This is a genomic window from Kitasatospora sp. NPDC094028 (assembly GCF_049543595.1).
In the GTDB taxonomy this organism is placed as follows: Bacteria; Actinomycetota; Actinomycetes; order Streptomycetales; family Streptomycetaceae; genus Kitasatospora.
Genome location: NZ_JBMVFA010000001.1, coordinates 1 through 19,179, shown reverse-complemented (window position 1 = coordinate 19,179; position 19,179 = coordinate 1). Strand labels below are relative to the sequence as shown.

The window sequence follows — 19,179 nt, the reverse complement described above, 5'->3', positions numbered from 1 at the left end:
CTGGACCTGTCGCCGGAATAGGTCGCACACTGCTCCGATGGATGCGCGACGGACCGCGGCGCCCCCCCGGCCCCCCCCCCCCCCCCCCCCCCCCCCCCCCCCCCCCGGCCCGCGCCCCCCCCCCCGGGGGGGGGCCCCCCCCCCCCCGGGGGGGGGGGCCCCGCCCCGGGAAAAGCTCGAACTGCCAAGAACCGCACGGAACTCCGCTCGGAACTCCGAACAGAGCCCGGACGGAGCCCGAACGGGGCTCCGGCAGGCCCGCAGAACGTCAGACGTTGACGCCGAAGTCCTGGGCGATGCCGCGCAGGCCCGAGGCGTAGCCCTGGCCGATGGCGCGGAACTTCCACTCGGCGCCGTTGCGGTACAGCTCGCCGAAGACCATCGCGGTCTCGGTCGAGGCGTCCTCGGAGAGGTCGTAGCGCGCCAGCTCCACGTTGTTCGCCTGGTTGACCACCCGGATGAAGGCGTTGCGCACCTGGCCGAAGCTCTGGCCGCGGCCCTCGGCGTCGTAGATCGACACCGGGAAGACGATCTTCTGGACGTCCGCGGGGACGCCGGCCAGGTTGACCTTGATCGCCTCGTCGTCGCCCTCGCCCTCGCCGGTGCGGTTGTCACCGGTGTGCTCGACGGAACCGTCCGGGCTCTTCAGGTTGTTGAAGAACACGAAGTTGCCGTCCGAGGCGACCTTGCCCTGCTCGTTGCAGAGCAGCGCGCTGGCGTCCAGGTCGAAGTCCGTCCCGGTGGTGGTCCGGACGTCCCAGCCCAGGCCGACCACGACGGCCTGGAGGCCGGGGGCCTCCTTCGTGAGCGAGACGTTGCCGCCCTTGCTGAGGCTGACTCCCACGTGCCCTCCAAGAATCGGGAGGCACGGTGGTGCCCCCGGCGGTGCGGTGCGGGGCGCGAGCGCCCGAAATCGGACGTACGCCCCATCCGCCAACGGCCCGAGCGTAGTGCGCGGTTCCCGTGCGCACCCGCGAAGGGCGTCAGAGACCCGCCAGGGCCTTCAGGTACTCCTGCTCGTCCCGGGCGTCCGGGAGGCCGTTGACGACGCTCCAGCGCACCGTACCGGCCCGGTCGATCACGAAGGTGCCGCGCAGCGGGCAGCCGCGTTCCTCGTCGAGCACGCCGTAGGCGCGGGCGGTCGCGCCGTGCGGCCAGAAGTCGGCGAGCAGCGGGAAGTCCAGGCCCTCGCGGTCGGCGAACACGCGCTGGGAGAACTGCGAGTCGCAGGAGACGGCGAGCACCTGGACGTCGTCGTTCTGCAGCCCGTCCAGCTCCCGCTGGAGGGCACCCAGCTCGCCGGTGCACACGCCGGTGAAGGTGAACGGGTAGAAGACCAGGACGACGTGCTTGGCGCCGCGGAAGTCGGTGAGCCGGACGGCCTGCCCGTGCTGGTCGGGGAGCTCGAAGTCCGGAGCCTGGGTGCCGACCTCGATGGCCATGAGCGGGACCTTTCTGACGCGACCGGGCCGCGCGAGGGGCGCGACGGGCCTCATCCTCGCATTCACTCGCGCACGTTCGGCCGAACGGATGACGAGGCCGGCCGGGCGGCCCGCGCCCGTTCGCCCTGGGCGAACGCGGCGGAAGTGGCCGGAAGCTGCCGGAAGCTGCCGGAAGCCACCGAAAGCGGACGAAGGCACCCCGACCCGGCCGCAGGCGCACCGGGCCCCGCCAGGCCCGGAACACGGCCCGGGAAGGCCCGGAACACGGCCCGGGAAGGCCCGGGAAGGCCCGGAAAAGGCACCGGGCCCCGCCGGGAGTCTCCTCCGGCGGGGCCCGGTGCGGGGCCACGGGGTCCGTGTCAGCGCTTGCCGGTCGCCTTGGTGGACTTGGTCGCGAGCCGGGTGGCCGCCCAGTCCTTCGCCACGGCGATCGAGCTGGTCTGCGAGAGGCCGGCGGTCTTGGCCGCGTCCGCGATGTCGGAGGCCTCGATGTGGCCGTCCCGGCCGGTCTTCGGCGTCAGCAGCCAGATCAGGCCGCCCTCGGCGAGGTACTCCAGCGCGTCGACGAGGGAGTCGGTGAGATCCCCGTCATCCTCGCGGTGCCACAGCAGGACGGCGTCGGCGACGTCGTCGTAGTCCTCGTCGACGAGATCCGTCCCGGTGATCTCCTCGATGCCCTCGCGGAGATCCTGGTCAGTGTCGTCGTCGTACCCCAGCTCCTGGACGATCTGGCCCTCTTCGAAGCCAAGACGGGCCGCCGGGTTGGACTTGTCCGCGGGGTCCGCGGTCGCGCTCACGGGAATAACCTCCAGTATTCGGCTCGGCGTCCATGCCGAGGCTGTGGCCGTAGTCCACACGGGACCGGCGGTTCGCGCAAGTACCCGACCCCCGATCCCCTCCAAAGGTTGACGTGTCACAGGGGGACACGCCGGTCGACGTGTCGGGAATCACACCGATTTGCCCTTCTCTGCGTGGGACAAGGATGCTTCGGGTGGTCCCGGCCCACAGGCCGTACGCGTGCCCGAGATGCGAACGGCGTTCGGGTCCGCGCGTGCGCGGGCGTAGAGTCTCCTGTTGGCCCTCACCCCGGCCGCCCGCCATCGGGCGGAACGGGAAACCAGGTCGGACCACCTCTGTTCGTAACACCCGGGGGTGTGCGGGGCGGGCGACGAAGCCCGGACCGCGCGCCGCCAGACCGGACCGCCCACCAGGCGAGACGGTTACCGATCGGTAGAGATGACGGATCTCCGAGCGCGGTAGCACGATGGAGGCGGCGCGACACACCTCAGTTTCGACCGACAGTGAAGGAACAGCGTGGCTTCCGGATCCGATCGCAACCCGATCATCATTGGCGGCCTTCCGAGTCAGGTCCCGGACTTCGATCCCGAGGAGACCGCGGAATGGCTGGAGTCGCTCGATGCGGCCATCGACGAGCGCGGGCGTGAGCGCGCCCGCTACCTCATGCTGCGGCTGATCGAGCGCGCCCGCGAGAAGCGTGTCGCCGTGCCCGAGATGCGCAGCACGGACTACGTCAACACCATCGCCACCAAGGACGAGCCGTTCTTCCCCGGCAACGAGGAGATCGAGCGCAAGATCCTCAACGCGACCCGCTGGAACGCGGCCGTGATGGTGTCCCGGGCGCAGCGCCCGGGCATCGGCGTGGGTGGCCACATCGCCACCTTCGCCTCCTCCGCGTCGCTGTACGACGTCGGCTTCAACTACTTCTTCCGTGGCAAGGACGCCGAGGGCGAGTCCGGCGACCAGATCTTCTTCCAGGGTCACGCCTCCCCCGGCATCTACGCCCGCGCGTTCCTGCTGGACCGACTCAGCGAGCAGCAGCTCGACGCGTTCCGCCAGGAGAAGTCGAAGGCCCCGTACGGCCTGTCCAGCTACCCGCACCCGCGGCTGATGCCGGACTTCTGGGAGTTCCCGACCGTCTCGATGGGCCTCGGCCCGCTCGGCGCGATCTACCAGGCCCGGATGAACCGGTACCTGGAGCACCGCGGCATCAAGGACACCTCCGACTCGCACGTCTACGCCTTCCTCGGCGACGGCGAGATGGACGAGCCCGAGTCGCTCGGCCAGCTGTCGCTGGCGGCCCGCGAGGGCCTGGACAACCTGACCTTCGTGGTCAACTGCAACCTGCAGCGCCTGGACGGCCCGGTCCGCGGCAACGGCAAGATCATCCAGGAGCTGGAGTCCCAGTTCCGGGGCGCCGGCTGGAACGTGATCAAGCTGATCTGGGACCGCAGCTGGGACCCGCTGCTCGCGCAGGACCGCGACGGCGTCCTGGTGAACAAGATGAACACCACGCCGGACGGTCAGTTCCAGACCTACGCCACCGAGACCGGCGACTACATCCGCGAGCACTTCTTCGGCAGCGACCTGCGCCTGCGGGCCATGGTCGAGAACATGACCGACCAGCAGATCCAGCACCTGGGTCGCGGCGGCCACGACCACAAGAAGGTCTACGCGGCGTTCAAGGCGGCCCGCGAGCACAAGGGCCAGCCGACGGTCATCCTGGCCCAGACGGTCAAGGGCTGGACGCTCGGCCCCAACTTCGAGGGCCGCAACGCCACCCACCAGATGAAGAAGCTGACGGTCGAGGACCTGAAGCGCTTCCGCGACCGGCTGCACCTGCCGATCACCGACAAGCAGCTCGACGAGGGCTACCCGCCCTACTACCACCCGGGCCGCGACTCGGAAGAGATCCAGTACATGCACGACCGCCGGCAGGAGCTCGGCGGCTACATGCCGACCCGCAAGGTGCGCCCGCGCAAGCTGGAGCTGCCGGGCGACGACGCGTACAAGGCGGTCAAGAAGGGCTCCGGCAACCAGACCATCGCCACCACCATGGCGTTCGTCCGGCTGCTCAAGGACCTCATGCGGGACAAGGGCATCGGCAACCGCTTCGTGCCGATCGCGCCCGACGAGTACCGCACCTTCGGCATGGACTCGCTGTTCCCCTCGGCGAAGATCTACAACCCGATGGGCCAGACCTACGAGTCGGTCGACCGCGACCTGCTGCTGGCCTACAAGGAGTCGCCGAAGGGCCAGATGCTGCACGACGGCATCTCCGAGGCCGGCTGCACCGCCTCGCTGATCGCCGCCGGCTCGGCCTACGCCACCCACGGCGAGCCGCTGATCCCGGTGTACGTCTTCTACTCGATGTTCGGGTTCCAGCGCACCGGCGACCAGTTCTGGCAGATGGCCGACCAGCTGGCCCGCGGCTTCGTGCTCGGCGCCACCGCCGGCCGCACCACCCTGACCGGTGAGGGCCTGCAGCACGCGGACGGCCACTCGCACCTGCTGGCCTCGACCAACCCGGGCGTCGTCGCGTACGACCCCGCGTACGGCTTCGAGATCGCGCACATCGTCCAGGACGGTCTGCGCCGGATGTACGGCTCCAGCGCCGAGCACCCGAACGGCGAGGACGTCTTCTACTACCTCACCGTGTACAACGAGCCGATCAAGATGCCGGCCGAGCCCGAGAACGTCGACGTCGAGGGCATCCTCAAGGGTCTGCACAAGTACGCGCCGGCCACTGCCGGCCAGATCCCGGCCCAGATCCTCGCCTCCGGCGTGGCGGTGCCGTGGGCCCTGGAGGCCCAGCGCATCCTCGCCGAGGAGTGGAACGTCAAGGCCGACGTCTGGTCCGCGACCTCCTGGAACGAGCTGCGCCGCGAGGCGGTGGAGGCCGAGGAGTTCAACCTGCTGCACCCCGAGGAGCAGCAGCGCGTGCCGTACGTCACCACCAAGCTGCACGGCTCCGAGGGCCCGTTCGTCGCGGTGTCCGACTGGATGCGCGCGGTGCCGGACCAGATCGCCCGCTGGGTGCCGGGCCAGTACCAGTCGCTGGGTGCGGACGGCTTCGGCTTCGCCGACACCCGCGGCGCGGCCCGTCGCTTCTTCCACATCGACGCGCAGTCGGTCGTGCTGGCGGTGCTCACCGAGCTCGCCAAGCAGGGCAAGATCGACCGTTCGGCGCTGAAGGACGCGATCGACCGCTACCAGCTGCTGGACGTGGCGGCGGCCGACCCGGGTGCCGCCGGCGGCGACGCCTGACCGGCTGCTGACGCCCCGAGGGGCGCGTGACGCCTGAAGGGCCGGACTCCCGTACGGGGGTCCGGCCCTTCGGCGTCCGGCGGCGGCGCGGGATCAGACGTGCACGGCCGGGCCCGCGTCGGTGCTGCCGCGGCGGGTGAGCAGGCCGAGCACGGCCGCGCCGAAGGCGACCACGGCGGCGATCGCGAAGGCCAGCGACATGCCGCTGACGAAGGACTCGTGCACGGCGCCGGCCATCGCGTCCGCCGCCTGCTGCGAGGTGCCGGGCGGGGCCGGCGGGGCGATGCCGAGCTGGGCGGCCTGCTTGAGGCCCTCGGCCTGCTCGCCCTCGACCGGCGGCAGGCCGGCCGCGGCCCACTTCTCGGGCAGCCGGTCGCCGACCCGGGCGGCCATCAGGGCGCCCAGCACGGCGGTGCCGAGGCTGCCGCCGACCTGCATCGCGGCCTGCTGCAGGCCGCCGGCCACGCCGGACAGCTCCAGCGGGGCGTTGCCGACGATCACCTCGGTGGCGCCGACCATGACCGGGCTGATGCCGAGGCCCAGCATGACGAACCAGAGCGCGAGCACGCCGTTGCCCGAGCCGGTGTCCAGGGTGGACATGCCGTACATGGCGACGGTGGTGAGCAGCATGCCGGCGACGATCGGGATGCGCGGGCCGAGCTTGCCGATCGCCAGGCCGGCCACGGGCGAACCGACGATCATCATGGCGGTCATCGGCAGCAGGTGGACGCCGGCCTGGACCGGCGACATGCCGTGCACGTTCTGCAGGTAGAAGGTCACGAAGAAGAGCGCGCCGAAGAACGCGAAGGCCATCAGCACCATCAGCAGCGTGCCCGCCGACAGCGGCACCGAGCGGAACAGACCGAGCGGGATCAGCGGTTCCTTCGCCCGGGTCTGCCAGAGCGCGAACAGCACCATCAGCACGGCCGCGCCGATCAGGCAGAGCAGCGTCCGCCCGTCGCCCCAGCCCCAGGTGGGAGCCTTGATGATGCCGAAGACCAGGGCGAACATCCCGGCCGAGAGCAGCGCGATGCCGGGCAGGTCGAAGGACTTGGCGGCCTTCTCGGCCCGGACGTCCAGCAGGATCCACAGGCCCAGGCCCAGCGCCAGCAGGCCGACCGGGACGTTGATGAAGAACACCGACTCCCAGTTGACGTGCTCGACCAGCAGGCCGCCGACGATCGGGCCGGCCGCGGTGGAGGCGCCGATCACCCCGCCCCAGATGCCGATCGCCATGTTCAGCCGCTCGGCCGGGAAGGATCCGCGCAGCAGGCCGAGGGCGGCGGGCTGGAGCAGCGCGCCGAACAGGCCCTGGAGCACCCGGAAGACGATCACGGTCTGGATGTTGCCCGCGAAGCCGATCGCGGCCGAGGCGGCGGCGAAGCCGACCGCGCCGACCAGGAACGTCGTCTTGTGGCCGAAGCGGTCGCCGATCTTCCCGGCGGTGATCAGGAAGACCGCGAGGGCCAGCAGGTAGCCGCTGGTGACCCACTGGATCTCGGAGGGCGCGGCGTGCAGCTTCTCCTGGATCACCGGGTTGGCGATGGCGACGATCGTGCCGTCCAGCGCGACCATCATGACGCCGACCGCGACGGTCAGCAGGGTGAGCCAGGGGTGCCCCTTGAGGCCTCCCCCGGCGGGCGGTGCGGACGGCGGCGGGGTGTCCGCCTCCGAGTTCTTGACGACGGACTGGCTCATCTGGGGCCCTCCAGGGGAGGCAGGGGCGGAACAAGGGGGTGGCGCTGCGTCGGCCCACCCGTCCCCACGAGTGCCCGGCCGACGAGCGCCACTCCCGCAGATTATGTCAGCTACTGACATTCGGCAAACACTGTCTTCTGACCTGCACTGACATTCGAGCCGAGGGTTAAGGTGGTGCACCTCACCGACCCACCACCAGCGCCCCGGAAGGCCCCCGCCATGGCCGTTCACTCCCCCCGCCCCGCCGCCCGCGAGGACGTCGGCCGGGCCCCCGGACTCCGCGAGCGCAAGAAGCAGCAGACCCGCGACGCCCTCGTCCAGGCCGCCCACCTGCTCTTCCTCGGCCAGGGCTTCGCGCAGACCACCGTCGACGAGATCGCCTCCGCCGTCGACGTCTCCCAGCGCACCTTCTTCCGCTACTTCGCCAACAAGGACGAGGTCGCGCTCGCCGTCATGGCCGACGCCGAGAACTACTTCCTGGAGTGCCTGGAACAGCGCCCCGCCGAGGAGACCCCACTGGAGGCCCTGCGCGCCTCGATCATCAAGTCCTGGCGCGATCTCGGGAACGCCGAGACCTCCGGGCCCGGCTCGATCAGCAGAGCCCTCGAACTCCTGCGGATCATCGAGGACACGCCCGCGCTGCTCGCCGCCCACCTGCGCCGGGTCACCGAACAGGAGCGGCGGGTCGTCCAGATCCTCGCCGAACGCGAAGGGCTCGACCCCGCCGAGGACCTGCGTCCGGTCGTCCTCGCCGCCGTCTTCGGCAGCCTGCTGCGCTCCGCCCACCTGTCCTGGACCGCCGGACAGCAGCCGGCCGGGTCCGAGGGCATGGTCTCCGTCATCGAGCGCTACCTCGACCACCTCGGCCCCGCCCTGGCCGGGCACTGGCGCCCGTAGCACCGGCACGCGCGGCGCCGCCGCCCGTACGGCGCCGGTAGCACCGCTAGCACCGGCACGTCATACCCGGGTATCACCCGGCACGCCGGTGGCACCCGGAAGTTCGCGCTCCAGTCCGACGACCCGCGCGGGCCCGCCTCCTAGGCTGGCCCGCGATGAAGACGCCCACCGAAGCCGACGTCCGCAGGTACGCGCTGCGCCAACTGCGCACCCTGCGGCACCACCTGACCACCCCGAGCGGCGACCACACCCCGCTGCTCGGCACCTCCCGCCGACGCTGGGTCCGGCGGCTGCCGTACGTCATCGCCCTGATCCTGCAGACCGCGCTGATCCCCTCCGGGATCGCCGCGCTGGTCCACTTCTACGACCTGGAGCTGCCGGCCGCCGCCGCGCTCACCGTCGCCCAGACCACGCCGCTGTTCCTCGCCATCACCCGGCCGCTGGCCGCCTGGTGGATCAGCGCCGCCACCCTGGTCATCACCGCCGCCATCACCGCCCGCCACCCTCACCTCCTCGGCAGCTGGCCGTGGACGGCGCCGATGATCATCGCGTACGTCGTCCTCCTGCTCGCCCTCGCGCTGCGCGAGAGCCGGGCCACCCTGGTCGCGGCCTGGGTCGCCACCGTCCTGCTCACCGCGCTCACCACCACCCTCGGCCTGCCCCGCTCCGGCGACGCCACCACCATCCTGCTGATCGCGCTCAGCGGCGCCGCGCTGCTGCTCGGCTGGGCCGTCCGGGACCGCGCCGAGGCCCGCCGGCTGCTCACCGAGCAGGAGCACATCAGCGAGGCGGAACGCGAACGCCGCACCCTGCTGGAGGAACGCGCCCGGATCGCCCGGGAGTTGCACGACGTGGTGGCCCACCACATGTCGGTCATCGCGGTGCAGGCCGCCAGCGCGCCCTACCGGATCGCGGGCGTCCCGCCCGAGGCCGCCGAGGAGTTCGGCACCATCGCCGGCACCGCGCGCGAGTCCCTGGCCGAGATGCGCCGGCTGCTCGGCGTGCTGCGCAGCGAGGACTCCGCCACCGAGAAGGCCCCGCAGCCCGGCATCCCCCAACTCGCCCAGCTGGTCGAGACGGTGCGGCGGGCCGGGGTGCCCGCCGAACTCAGCGTCGCCGAGGAGCTGGCCGCCGGGGACCTGCCCGAGCCGGTGCCGCCCACCGTCGACCTGTCCGCCTACCGGATCGTGCAGGAGGCGCTGGCCAACGTGGTGCGGCACGCGCCCGGCGCGCACACCTGGGTCTCGCTCGCCGTCGACGGCCCCTCACTGCTGGTCACCGTCGTCAACGCGCCCCCGCCGCAGCGCACCGAGTCGCTGGAGGCCGCGGTCGAGGGCACCGGGCAGGGCCTGACCGGAATGCGCGAACGCGTCCGACTGGTCGATGGCAGGCTGGACACCGGCCCGCTGCCGGACGGCGGCTTCAAGGTCGCCGCCGTCCTGCCCCTCGGCCCGCCCGACCAGCGCTGACACCCCGGGAGACACCCGCATGACCATCCGCGTGATCATCGTCGACGACCAGGCCATGGTGCGGGCCGGCTTCGCCGCCCTGCTCAGCGCCCAGAGCGACATCGACGTGGTGGGGGACGCGGCGGACGGCGCCGAGGCCCTGGAGGTGGCCGGCCGCACCCACCCCGACGTGGTGCTGATGGACGTCCGCATGCCCGTCATGGACGGCCTGGAGGCCGCCCGGCGGCTGCTCGACCCCACCGTGCCCGGCGCGCACCGGCCCAAGGTGCTGATGCTGACCACCTTCGACGTGGACGACTACGTGTACGAGGCGCTGCGCGCCGGGGCCAGCGGCTTCCTCCTCAAGGACGCCCCGCCCGCCGACCTGATCGCCGCCGTCCGGGTCGTCGCCGCCGGCGAGGCCCTGCTCGCGCCCTCGGTCACCCGCCGGCTGATCGAGGACTTCGCCCGCAACCGGCCCGCCAAGCGCCGCGACCCCAAGGTCCGGCTCAACGGCCTGACCCCGCGCGAGACCGAGGTGCTGGAGCTGATCGCCCGCGGCCTGTCCAACCAGGAGATCGCGGCGCAGCTGGTGCTCGCCGAACAGACCGTCAAGACCCACATCGGGCGCATCCTCGCCAAGCTCGACCTGCGCGACCGGGCCCAGGCGGTGGTGCTGGCCTACGAGTCCGGCCTGGTGACACCGGGCCAGTAGCACCGGCAGGCCCCGCTACCCCGGCTGATACCCCGGTATCACCCGGGAGTTGGCCCCGCGGACCGACGTCCGCGGGGCCGTCGTCTTCCTACCTTCCTCCCCGTCACCAACCGAACGGACCGGGGAGAGCGGGAAGACATGCGCAAGCTTCGAGGCAGGAGGGCGTTCGCCGCCGCACTGGCACTGGCCGCGGTGCTCGGCGCGGGCGGCTGGTCCGCCGACACCCAGACGGCCGTCACCGGCCCGCCCCCGGGCGCCGCCGAGTTCACCGCCGACGCCGCCCTCGGCCTGCACCCGCCGGACCCGGCCACCGCCCGACCCGCCGAAGTCGCCGCCTTCTTCGCCGCGTTGACCCCCGCCCAGCAGGACGCCCTGGCCGCCCGGCACCCGCTGACCGTCGGCAACCTCGACGGCGCCCCGATCCACCTGCGCTACCGGGCCAACGCCCTCGCCCTCGCCGCCGAACGCACCCGCGAACTCACCCGCGCCGCCGACCCCGCCCTCACCCCGCAGGACCACGAGGCCGCCCGCACCCGCGCCGAGCGCTACCGCACCCTGCTGGACGGCGACCGCCGGATCCTCGCCTTCGACCCGCGCGGCCGCGGCCAGGTCGCCGAGGTGTACGGCGACCTCGCCGACGCGGCGCGGATCTCCGTGATCGTCCCCGGCTCGGACATCGACCTGCTCGACTTCGACCGCGCCGCCGACCCGTACGGCACCCCCGCCGGCATGGCCCGCGCCCTCCACCGGGCCACCGGCGGCCGCACCGCCGTGATCGCCTGGGCCGGCTACACCACCCCGGTCGGCCTCGGCCCGGACGCCGCCACCGAGGACCTCGCCGCCGCCGGCGCCCCCCGCCTCACCCGCCTGCTCGACGGCCTCGCCGCGAGCACCCGCCCGCAGGCCCCGGCCACCGTGTTCTGCCACAGCTACGGCTCGGTGGTCTGCGGCCTGGCCCGCCCGACCCCGGCCGAGGCCTCCGGCGTGGTGGTGCTCGGCTCGCCCGGCATGGGCGTCGGCTCCGCCGCCGAACTCGACCCGGGCGTGCCGGTCTGGGCCACCGAGCGCAACGGCTCCGACTGGATCGGCGACGTCCCGCACGTGCGGCTGCTCGGCCTCGGCCACGGCGCCGACCCGACCGACCCCGGCTTCGGCGCCCGCCCGCTGCCCGCCACCGGCTCCCACGGCCACACCGGCTACTTCGCCCCCGGCACCGCCTCCCTCGCCGCCTACGCCGCCCTCGCCCTCGGGCGCTGAGAACCACTGAGCAGGAGTACCCACCATGGCCCTCGCCACCCTGCGCCGCGCCGCCCGGCAGGTCGACGCCCGCACCCCCGCCACCCGCGACCGCGCCCTCGACGGCCTGCGCGCCCTCGCCCTGCTCGCGGTGCCGATCGGGCACTGGCTGCTCGGCGGCTTCACCCTCTCCCCGGACGGCGCCCTGCACAACGCCAGCCCGCTCTCCTCGCTCGGCTTCTTCGCCCCGCTCAGCTGGGTGCTGCAGATGCTCGGGGTGTTCTTCCTGGTCGGCGGCCACTCCTCGGTCCGCTCGCTGGAGCGGGCCCGCGACAGGGGCCTGACGTACGGGAGTTGGCTGCGGGCGCGGGCCGTCCGGCTGCTGCGCCCGGTGCTCGGGGTGGCGGCGGTGTGGGCGGTGCCGCTGTCGCTGCTGCCCGCGCTCGGCGTGCCCGGGGACACCGTGCGCACCGGCGCCACGCTGGTGGTGCAGCCGCTCTGGTACATCGCGGTCTACCTCGGGCTGACGGCGCTCACCCCGCTGTGCGCGGCGGCCGGCCGGCGCTTCGGCGGCCGGTCGGCGGGCCTGCTGGTGGCCGTCGTCGCCGTCGTCGACCTGCTGCGGTACGGGCCGTGGGCCGCGGCGGTGCCGTCCTGGGTCGGGCTGCTGAACGTCCTGCCGGGCTGGCTGTTCGGCTATCAGCTGGGCGTGCTGTGGGCGCAGGGCCGGCTGGGCCGCCGGGCGGCCCGGGTGCTGCTGCTGGGCGGCGGCGCGCTGTTCGCGGTGCTGCTGCTGGTGTTCCACTACCCGGCGAGCATGGTCGGCGTGCCGGGGGTCGAGCGGACCAACTCGCACCCGCCGTCGCTGCTGGTGCTCGCGCTGGCGGCCGTCCAGTGCGGCGCCGCGGTGCTGCTGCGGGAGCGGCTGGGGCGGCTGCTGGCCGGCCGTCCGCTGCTGTGGCTGCCGGTGGTGGCGGTGAACCTGTCCGCGATGACGATCTTCTGCTGGCACCAGAGCGCGATGCTCGCGGTGGCGGTGCCCGGCGCGGCCGGCCCGGGCGCCGTCCCGGGGCTGACCACCGCACCGGACTCGCTCGGCTGGGTGGCCGCCCGGCTGGCGCTGCTGCCGCTGTTCGGGGCCGTGCTGGTGGCGATCGGGTGGTTCGCCCGGCGCTTCGACGGGCCCTGGACGGCCCTCTCCCGGGGCGGCAAGGCGCTGACCGGGGCCGCGGCGGCGCTCTTCGCCGCGTACGCGCTGGGCGTGGTGTGACGCGCGCCGGAGGGCAGGGACGGACCGGGGGCGCGGCCCACCGCCGGCGCGCCCCCGCCGGTCGACACCGGGCCGGGGCCTGCGCCCGGTGCCCCCGCCGCGCCTCGGCGCGCACCGGGGGCGCGTTGTCACCGCCGTGCCCTAACCTGCCGCCATGGTGACGTTCGACGAGTTCCGCGCGCTGGCGCTGGCCCTGCCGGAGGCCGCCCAGGAGCCGACCTGGGAGATCGAGACCCTGCGGGTCCGCCACAAGATCTTCGCGATGGGCGCGCCCGAGGGCGACAGCGTCACGGTCAAGGCCACTCCCGCCGACCAGGCCGAACTGCTCGCCGCCGAGCCCGAGGTGTTCTCCTCCGCCCGGTACGTCGGCCGGCACGGCTGGGTGAGCGTCCGGCTGGACCTGGTCGATCCGGAGGAGCTGCGGGACCTGGTCACCGAGGCCTGGCGGCTCACCGCACCGAAGCGCCTGGTACGGGAGTTCGACGCGGCGGCGGACGCGCGGACGAACCACTGAGAGACGCCGGGGCGACACCCCCGGTTCATGTGAGCCATCCCACAGTTTGGTCGGGTCCGTCACCCTCCTGTGACCTCTAGGCTTGCGCAGGGAAGTTCAGCAGTCCTCATAGACACCCTCCGGGCGCCGCCCGCGAAACGGTGACGGGCCCAAGGGAGTTGGTGCGGTGCGCAACCGTCGACGCTGGAAGCGGGTACTGGTCGGGGCGTTCGCGGGCTGCGCCGTGCTCGCCGACGCCGGCGCGGCAGCCGCCCAGGCCGCCGCCGCCACCGAGCAGCTGGCGATCAGCACCCCGCCGGCCGGCAGCGCCGCCTGGGTCCAGGACCACAGCTACGGCCACGGCCTGCCCGACCCGGCCACCACCAGCCCGGCCACCGCCTCGGAGTTCTTCGCCTCGCTCGCCCCGACCGAGCTGGACCGGCTGATCAAGGCCTACCCGCTGGTCGTCGGCAACTTCGACGGCGCCCCGCTCGACCTGCGCTACCGCGCCAACAGGATCGCCCTCGCCGAGGAGCGGGACCGCGCCCGGGCCCGGGCCGCCGACCCCAAGCTGGACTCGGACACCCGCGCGCTGGCCGTCTCGCGCGCCAACGACGTCGAGCACCTGCTCGCCCCCGAGCGCCAGATCCTCGCCTTCGACCCGCGCGGCCGCGGCCTCGTCACCGAGGTGTGGGGCGACCTGGCGGACGCCGAGCGGATCTCCGTGGTCGTCCCCGGCTCGGACGCCGACCTCGGCCACTTCGACCAGACCGCCGAGCCGCTGCGCTCCCCGGCCGGCATGGCCCGTGCCCTGCACGCCGAGGAGAAGCGCCAGGCCCCGGGCACCCGTACCGCGGTGATCGCCTGGACCGGCTACGTCACCCCCTCCGGCCTCGGCCCGGACGCCGCCACCTCCCGGCTCGCCGACGTCGGCGCGCCCCGGCTGCAGCGGCTGCTCGCCGGGCTGCGCGAGACCACCCGGCCGGACGCGCCGCCGGCCCTGCTGTGCCACTCGTACGGCTCCGTGGTCTGTGGCACCGCCGCACCGGAGATCCCGCGCGCGGCCGCCTCGCCGTCCGACACCTCCGGCATCACCGACATGATGGTGTTCGGCAGCCCCGGCATGGGCGTGCAGAGCACCGGCGAGCTGGGCGGCGGCGTGCACCTCTGGGCCACCCGCAACCCCAGCGACTGGATCGGCAACGTCCCGTTCCTGGAGGTCGGCGGGCTCGGCCACGGCGCCGACCCGACCGCGAGCGGCTTCGGCGCCGAGGACGTCTCCTCGGCCCGCGCGTCCGGCCACAACGGCTACTTCACCGACGGCACCGACAGCCTGCACAACTTCGCGGCGATCTCGCTCGGCCACTACCAGGACGTCATCCGCGCCCCGAAGTCCTAGGGCGCGTCTTGCGGATCTTTGCCGGGTCCGCGACGCTCCCCCAGCCTCCGGCCGGGAGGTACCCCCAGGGCACGCACCTCGCCGCGTTGTCGTCGGTCGCCAATGCTCCGCAGTGGCTCCCTCCTCCGCCTTGCGATGCACGCACCCCAACGCCGCGGCCTGATCCGACAAGATCCACAAGACGCGCCCTAAGCCCCGCATTCAGTCCTGATAGAGCCGCAAGGCCTCCGCCGCCGCCCGCGCCAGCTCCCGGCGGGCGGCCGGCGGGGCCAGCGCCTCGACGTCCCCGCCGAAGGCGAGCAGCATCCGGACGGCCGGCAGGGCCGGGAAGGCCAGCGCCAGCTCGGTCCACTCCTCGGCGGACGCCGATCTCCCCTCGGGCGGCGGCGCGGTGAGCCGGCCCCCGTGGATGCGCAGGAACATGTCCAGCCGCGCCCGGCGGACCCGCACCCGCACCGGCACGTCCTTCGGCAGCCGCTCCACCTGCTCGCGCAGCACCGCCCACACCTCGCCCAGCCCCACCCCCGGGCGGCGCCGCACCACCTCCTCGGTGGTCTCGGCGGTCAGGATCCGGTCGGCCCGGAACAGCCGCGGCTCGCCGTGCAGATCGGCCACCAGGTACCAGACGGCGGCCTTGCTCACCAGCCCGTACGGGTCCGCCGTGTACTCCACCGGCGCGGGGGTGCCGCTGTGCCGGTAGCGCAGCCGCAGGCGGCGGTCGGCGAAGACGGCGTACTGCAGCTCCCCCAGGTCCGGCCCGGTGCCAGGACCGGGACCAGGACCGGCACCGGCACCGGCACCGGCCGGGGCGTTCTGCATCCAGCGGGCCGGATCGACCAGGATCCGCTCGCTGACCCGCTCGGCGGCCGGGCGGTGCGGCGCGGGCAGCGCCGCCATCACCTTGCGCAGCGCCGAGCCGAGCGCGCCCTCCAGCCCGAGGTCGCTGTGCGCGCCCTGGGAGGAGAGGACGAACAGCGCGCGGGCCTCGTCCACGGTCATCCCGGTGACGTCCGTGCGGTAGCCGGGCAGCAGCCGGATGCCGCCGTGCCGGCCGCGTTCGCTGAACACCGGCACTCCGGCGGCGGACAGTGACTCGACGTCGCGGTAGATGGTGCGGACCGACACCTCCAGCCGTTCGGCGAGCTCGGTGGCGGGCACCCGGCCCCGGGTCTGGAGCAGCAGCAGGATCGAGAGCAGACGGTCGGCCTTCATGAACCAGAGAATTCCAGCAATCCTGACGGCAGTTGTCAGGTTTTACTGGGAGATTGCTCTCCGCACGGCCAACTGCCCCTCGACAGCACGGAGCTGACCACCCATGACCGCCGCCCAGGACTCCCGCCCGCAGTACCACGCCGCCCTCGACCAGCTGGAGCGGCTGGTCGCGACGGTCACCCCGGCCGACCTCGACCGGGCCACGCCGTGCGAGGAGTACACGCTGCGCCAGCTGCTGAACCACGTCATCGGCGCCACCCACCGCCTCGCCTACATGGGCGAGGGCGGCCACGCCGAGGACCACGTTCCGGCCATCGAGGACCCGGCCGACGACGGCTGGCCGGCCGCCCTGGGCCGCGCCCGCACCCGGGTGACCGCCGCCTGGGCGCAGGACGACAAGCTCGGCCGCCCGACCTTCGCGCCCTGGGGCGAGGTGCCCGGCGGCGCCGTGATCGGCGGCTACCTGATGGAGACGGTGACCCACACCTGGGACATCGCGAAGTCCCTCGACAAGGGCTTCGCGATGGACGAGGGCCTGTCCCAGGCCGCCCTGGGCATCGCCCGGTTCGTGCTCCCGGCCGGGCAGCGCGGCGGCGGGATCCCGTTCGCCGACGCCCGGCCGGTCGCCGAGGACGCCGACGTGCACACCCGCCTGGCCGCCTTCCTGGGCCGCGAGGCCTGACCCGGAACGTGACGGGCCCTGGGAATCCCCGGGCTCGTCACGTTTCCCCCGGCCTACTCCCGGCCGGCGGAGGTGGAGCTCATGTCGGCGTACCGGGCGCCGGTCACCTTCCCGGCGATCGGCTCCAGCAGCGCCAGCTCCTCGGCGGTCAGCTTCAGCGTCGCTGCCCCGGTGTTCTCGACGAGCCGGGTGCGCTTGCGGGTGCCGGGGATCGGCACCACGGCCAGCCCGTGCACCTCGGCCCGCTGCTGCACCCAGGCCAGCGCGACCTGGGCCAGCGTCACGCCGCGCGCCGCCGCAACGTCCCGCAGCGGGGCGAGCAGGTCGGCGTTGGCGGCCGCGTTGTCCCCGGTGTAGCGCGGCTGGCTGCGCCGGAAGTCGTCCGCCGCGAGCTGCTCGACGGCCGGGAGCGCGCCGGTCAGGAAGCCGCGCCCGAGCGGCGAGTACGGCACGAAGCCGACGCCGAGTTCGGCGGCGGCCGGCACGACCGACCGCTCGACGTCCCGGGAGAACACCGACCACTCGGACTGCACGGCGGCGATCGGGTGCACGGCGTGCGCCTCGCGCAGCTCGGCGCCGGTCACCTCGGACAGCCCGAGGTGGCGCACCTTGCCCGCCGCGACCAACTCGGCCATGGCGCCCACCGATTCGGCCAGCGGCACCTCCGGGTTGCGGCGGTGCATGTAGTAGAGGTCGATGTGGTCCACGCCGAGCCGGCGCAGCGAGGCGTCGACGGCGGAGCGGATGTACGCCGGGTCGTTGCGCACGGCCCGGTAGGTCGGGTCGTCCTCCTTGCGCTCGATGGCGAACTTGGTGGCGAGCACCACCTTGTCGCGGTTGGCCCGGACGAACGGGCCGATGAACTCCTCGTTGCGGCCGAAGCCGTACATGTCGGCGGTGTCGAACAGGGTGACGCCGGCCTCCAGCGCGGCGCCCAGGGTGGCGAGCGCCTCGTCGGTGTCGGTCGGGCCGTAGAACTCGCTCATGCCCATGCAGCCGAGGCCCTGGACGCCGACGAGCGGGCCGCCGGTGCCGAGCCGGACGGTGGGGAGCAGGGGGTTGGTCATGCGCTCGACTCTTCCTCTACGCGGATGTTCTGGCATTGGACGGGGGCGCCGGTGTGGTCGGTGACCTTCCCGGCGTAGAGATCGATCTTGTGGTCGAGGACGGCGAGGGTGGCCTGCAGGTCCACGATCCTCTGCCGGACCTCCTCGCGCTGGTCGACCAGCAGCTGGCGCCGCTCGTCGTACGTCTGCCGGCCCTGGCGGGCCAGGCCGACGTAGGTGAGCATGTCCGCCACCGACATGCCGGTCAGTCGCAGCCGGCCCAGGAAGGCCAGCCGGTGCAGGTCGCCGTCGCAGTAGCGGCGCTGGCCGCCGGCCGCCCGGTCGATCGGGTCGAGCAGGCCGATCCGCTCGTACCAGCGCAGGGTGTGCGCGGTCAGCCCGCTGGCGGCGGCGACCTCGCTGATGGTGTGCCGGGCGGTCCGGTCCGGCTCGCCCACCGGCTGGGCGAACACCTCGGCGCAGCTGCGCAGTCGGGCCCGGTCGGGCACTGATGCGGCCATGGACGTTCCCCCTGTGCGGTGCGACCTGTGCGGTGCGACGTGACGACGCTATCGAGTTGGAGTGCACTCCAAGCAAGCGTCCCGGCCGGGCACCGTCGGCCCCGGCTAGAGTCGGTGCCATGGAGAGCTTGCGGATGATCGAGAACTGGCCGGTGCCCAACGCCGCGGCGGCGGTGGTGCGGGGGTCGGACGGCGCCGTGCTGGGCGCGCACGGGCCGCAGCAGCAGCTGTTCCCGCTGGCGTCGGTGACCAAGCTGCTCAGCTCGTACGCGGCGCTGGTCGCGGTCGAGGAGGGCGTGTTCGAGCTGGACGACCCGGCCGGCCCGCCCGGATCGACCGTGCGGCACCTGCTCGCGCACACCTCCGGCCTGGCCTTCGACGAGGACCGGGTGTTCGCCGAGCCGGGCAACCGCCGGCTCTACTCCAACGCGGGCTTCGACGCGCTGGCCCTGGCACTGTCCGAGGCCGCCGGGATCGCGTTCCACCGGTACGCCACCGAGGCGGTGTTCGAGCCGCTGGGCATGAACGACACCCTGATCAACACCGCGCACAAGTCCCCGGCCGGCGCCGGCGGCCTGTCCACCGTCGCGGACCTCGCCCGGTTCGCCGCCGAGCTGCAGGCGCCCAAGCTGCTCGACCCGTCCACCGTCCGGCGGGCCACCCGCGAGGTCGCCTTCCCGGGCACCTCCGGCGTCCTGCCCGGCTACGGCCACCGCCGCCCGAACGACTGGGGCCTCGGCTTCGAGATCCGCGGCGGCAAGTCCCCGCACTGGACGGGCACCACCAACTCCCCCGCCACCTTCGGCCACTTCGGCCAGTCCGGCACCTTCCTGTGGGTCGACCCGCAGGCCGGCGCGGCCTGCATCGCGCTCACCGACCGGGACTTCGGCCCGTGGGCCGCCGAGGCCTGGCCGCCCTTCTCGGACGCCGTCCTGGCCGAGCTGCGCGGGCCGGCCTAGGTGTACTTGGTCATGACGTTGGTGACAGCCTGCTGGTCGGGGGTTGGCCGCCGAGCGCGGTGTGTCTGCGTCGAGTGTTGTAGAACTCGAGCCAGG

17 protein-coding genes are annotated in these 19,179 nt (G+C 73.4%); 10 read left to right on the top strand and 7 right to left on the bottom strand.

Annotated elements, in window-relative coordinates:
• Window positions 1-268: 268 nt before the first annotated feature.
• The 3 genes from ACPC54_RS00085 to ACPC54_RS00075 form a co-directional block, all read right to left on the bottom strand.
• Window positions 269-844, bottom strand: coding sequence for a TerD family protein (locus ACPC54_RS00085; RefSeq protein ID WP_369184119.1), 576 nt, complete (start codon window positions 842-844; stop codon window positions 269-271).
• 139 nt (window positions 845-983) lie between these two features.
• On the bottom strand, window positions 984-1,442 hold the full coding sequence (locus ACPC54_RS00080; protein ID WP_498959431.1) for a peroxiredoxin: 459 nt from the start codon (window positions 1,440-1,442) through the stop codon (window positions 984-986).
• A 359-nt stretch (window positions 1,443-1,801) separates the two neighbouring features.
• Window positions 1,802-2,239 (bottom strand): DUF3052 domain-containing protein, encoded by a 438-nt coding sequence (locus tag ACPC54_RS00075; RefSeq protein ID WP_498959429.1) that lies wholly within the window; start codon window positions 2,237-2,239, stop codon window positions 1,802-1,804.
• Between the two features lie 517 nt (window positions 2,240-2,756).
• Here ACPC54_RS00075 and aceE point away from each other — a divergent pair.
• Window positions 2,757-5,507: a pyruvate dehydrogenase (acetyl-transferring), homodimeric type gene (aceE, locus tag ACPC54_RS00070; RefSeq protein ID WP_498959427.1), complete on the top strand. Its 2,751-nt coding sequence runs from the start codon at window positions 2,757-2,759 to the stop codon at window positions 5,505-5,507.
• 93 nt (window positions 5,508-5,600) lie between these two features.
• Here aceE and ACPC54_RS00065 read toward each other — a convergent pair whose 3' ends face one another.
• Window positions 5,601-7,205 carry an MFS transporter gene (locus tag ACPC54_RS00065; RefSeq protein WP_498959425.1) on the bottom strand — a complete coding sequence of 535 codons (1,605 nt, stop codon included), beginning with the start codon at window positions 7,203-7,205 and terminating at the stop codon, window positions 5,601-5,603.
• Window positions 7,206-7,424: 219 nt separating this feature from the next.
• Between ACPC54_RS00065 and ACPC54_RS00060 the strand changes: the two genes are divergently transcribed.
• The 7 genes from ACPC54_RS00060 to ACPC54_RS00030 all read left to right on the top strand — a co-directional run bounded on the left by ACPC54_RS00060 (window position 7,425) and on the right by ACPC54_RS00030 (window position 14,663).
• The gene (locus ACPC54_RS00060) at window positions 7,425-8,102 is read left to right on the top strand and encodes a TetR/AcrR family transcriptional regulator (protein ID WP_498959423.1); all 678 of its coding nucleotides are present in this window, start codon (window positions 7,425-7,427) and stop codon (window positions 8,100-8,102) included.
• A gap of 155 nt (window positions 8,103-8,257) precedes the next feature.
• Complete coding sequence (locus ACPC54_RS00055; protein WP_498959421.1) at window positions 8,258-9,571, top strand: sensor histidine kinase; 1,314 nt, start codon at window positions 8,258-8,260, stop codon at window positions 9,569-9,571.
• Between the two features lie 19 nt (window positions 9,572-9,590).
• Window positions 9,591-10,265 (top strand): response regulator, encoded by a 675-nt coding sequence (locus ACPC54_RS00050; protein WP_498959420.1) that lies wholly within the window; start codon window positions 9,591-9,593, stop codon window positions 10,263-10,265.
• Between the two features lie 138 nt (window positions 10,266-10,403).
• The gene (locus ACPC54_RS00045) at window positions 10,404-11,522 is read left to right on the top strand and encodes an alpha/beta hydrolase (protein WP_498959418.1); all 1,119 of its coding nucleotides are present in this window, start codon (window positions 10,404-10,406) and stop codon (window positions 11,520-11,522) included.
• A 25-nt stretch (window positions 11,523-11,547) separates the two neighbouring features.
• Complete coding sequence (locus tag ACPC54_RS00040; RefSeq protein WP_498959416.1) at window positions 11,548-12,771, top strand: acyltransferase family protein; 1,224 nt, start codon at window positions 11,548-11,550, stop codon at window positions 12,769-12,771.
• A gap of 154 nt (window positions 12,772-12,925) precedes the next feature.
• Window positions 12,926-13,285, top strand: coding sequence for an MmcQ/YjbR family DNA-binding protein (locus ACPC54_RS00035; protein WP_498959413.1), 360 nt, complete (start codon window positions 12,926-12,928; stop codon window positions 13,283-13,285).
• Window positions 13,286-13,451: 166 nt separating this feature from the next.
• Window positions 13,452-14,663, top strand: a complete 1,212-nt coding sequence (locus ACPC54_RS00030; protein ID WP_498959411.1) for an alpha/beta hydrolase — start codon at window positions 13,452-13,454, stop codon at window positions 14,661-14,663.
• Between the two features lie 201 nt (window positions 14,664-14,864).
• Here the strand turns inward: ACPC54_RS00030 and ACPC54_RS00025 are convergent, their stop codons facing one another.
• A complete protein-coding gene (locus tag ACPC54_RS00025) occupies window positions 14,865-15,875 on the bottom strand; it encodes a helix-turn-helix transcriptional regulator (RefSeq protein WP_498959409.1) in 1,011 nt (336 codons plus the stop codon).
• Between the two features lie 103 nt (window positions 15,876-15,978).
• On the opposite strand from ACPC54_RS00025, the gene ACPC54_RS00020 reads away from it, so the two are divergent.
• Window positions 15,979-16,557, top strand: coding sequence for a TIGR03086 family metal-binding protein (locus tag ACPC54_RS00020; RefSeq protein ID WP_498959407.1), 579 nt, complete (start codon window positions 15,979-15,981; stop codon window positions 16,555-16,557).
• Window positions 16,558-16,610: 53 nt separating this feature from the next.
• Here ACPC54_RS00020 and ACPC54_RS00015 read toward each other — a convergent pair whose 3' ends face one another.
• Window positions 16,611-17,624 (bottom strand): aldo/keto reductase, encoded by a 1,014-nt coding sequence (locus tag ACPC54_RS00015; protein ID WP_498959405.1) that lies wholly within the window; start codon window positions 17,622-17,624, stop codon window positions 16,611-16,613.
• Window positions 17,621-18,124, bottom strand: a complete 504-nt coding sequence (locus ACPC54_RS00010; RefSeq protein ID WP_498959403.1) for a MerR family transcriptional regulator — start codon at window positions 18,122-18,124, stop codon at window positions 17,621-17,623. The genes ACPC54_RS00015 and ACPC54_RS00010 overlap by 4 nt, the downstream gene beginning before the upstream one ends.
• A 119-nt stretch (window positions 18,125-18,243) precedes the next feature.
• On the opposite strand from ACPC54_RS00010, the gene ACPC54_RS00005 reads away from it, so the two are divergent.
• A complete protein-coding gene (locus tag ACPC54_RS00005; RefSeq protein WP_498959401.1) occupies window positions 18,244-19,083 on the top strand; it encodes a serine hydrolase domain-containing protein in 840 nt (279 codons plus the stop codon).
• Window positions 19,084-19,179: the final 96 nt, after the last annotated feature.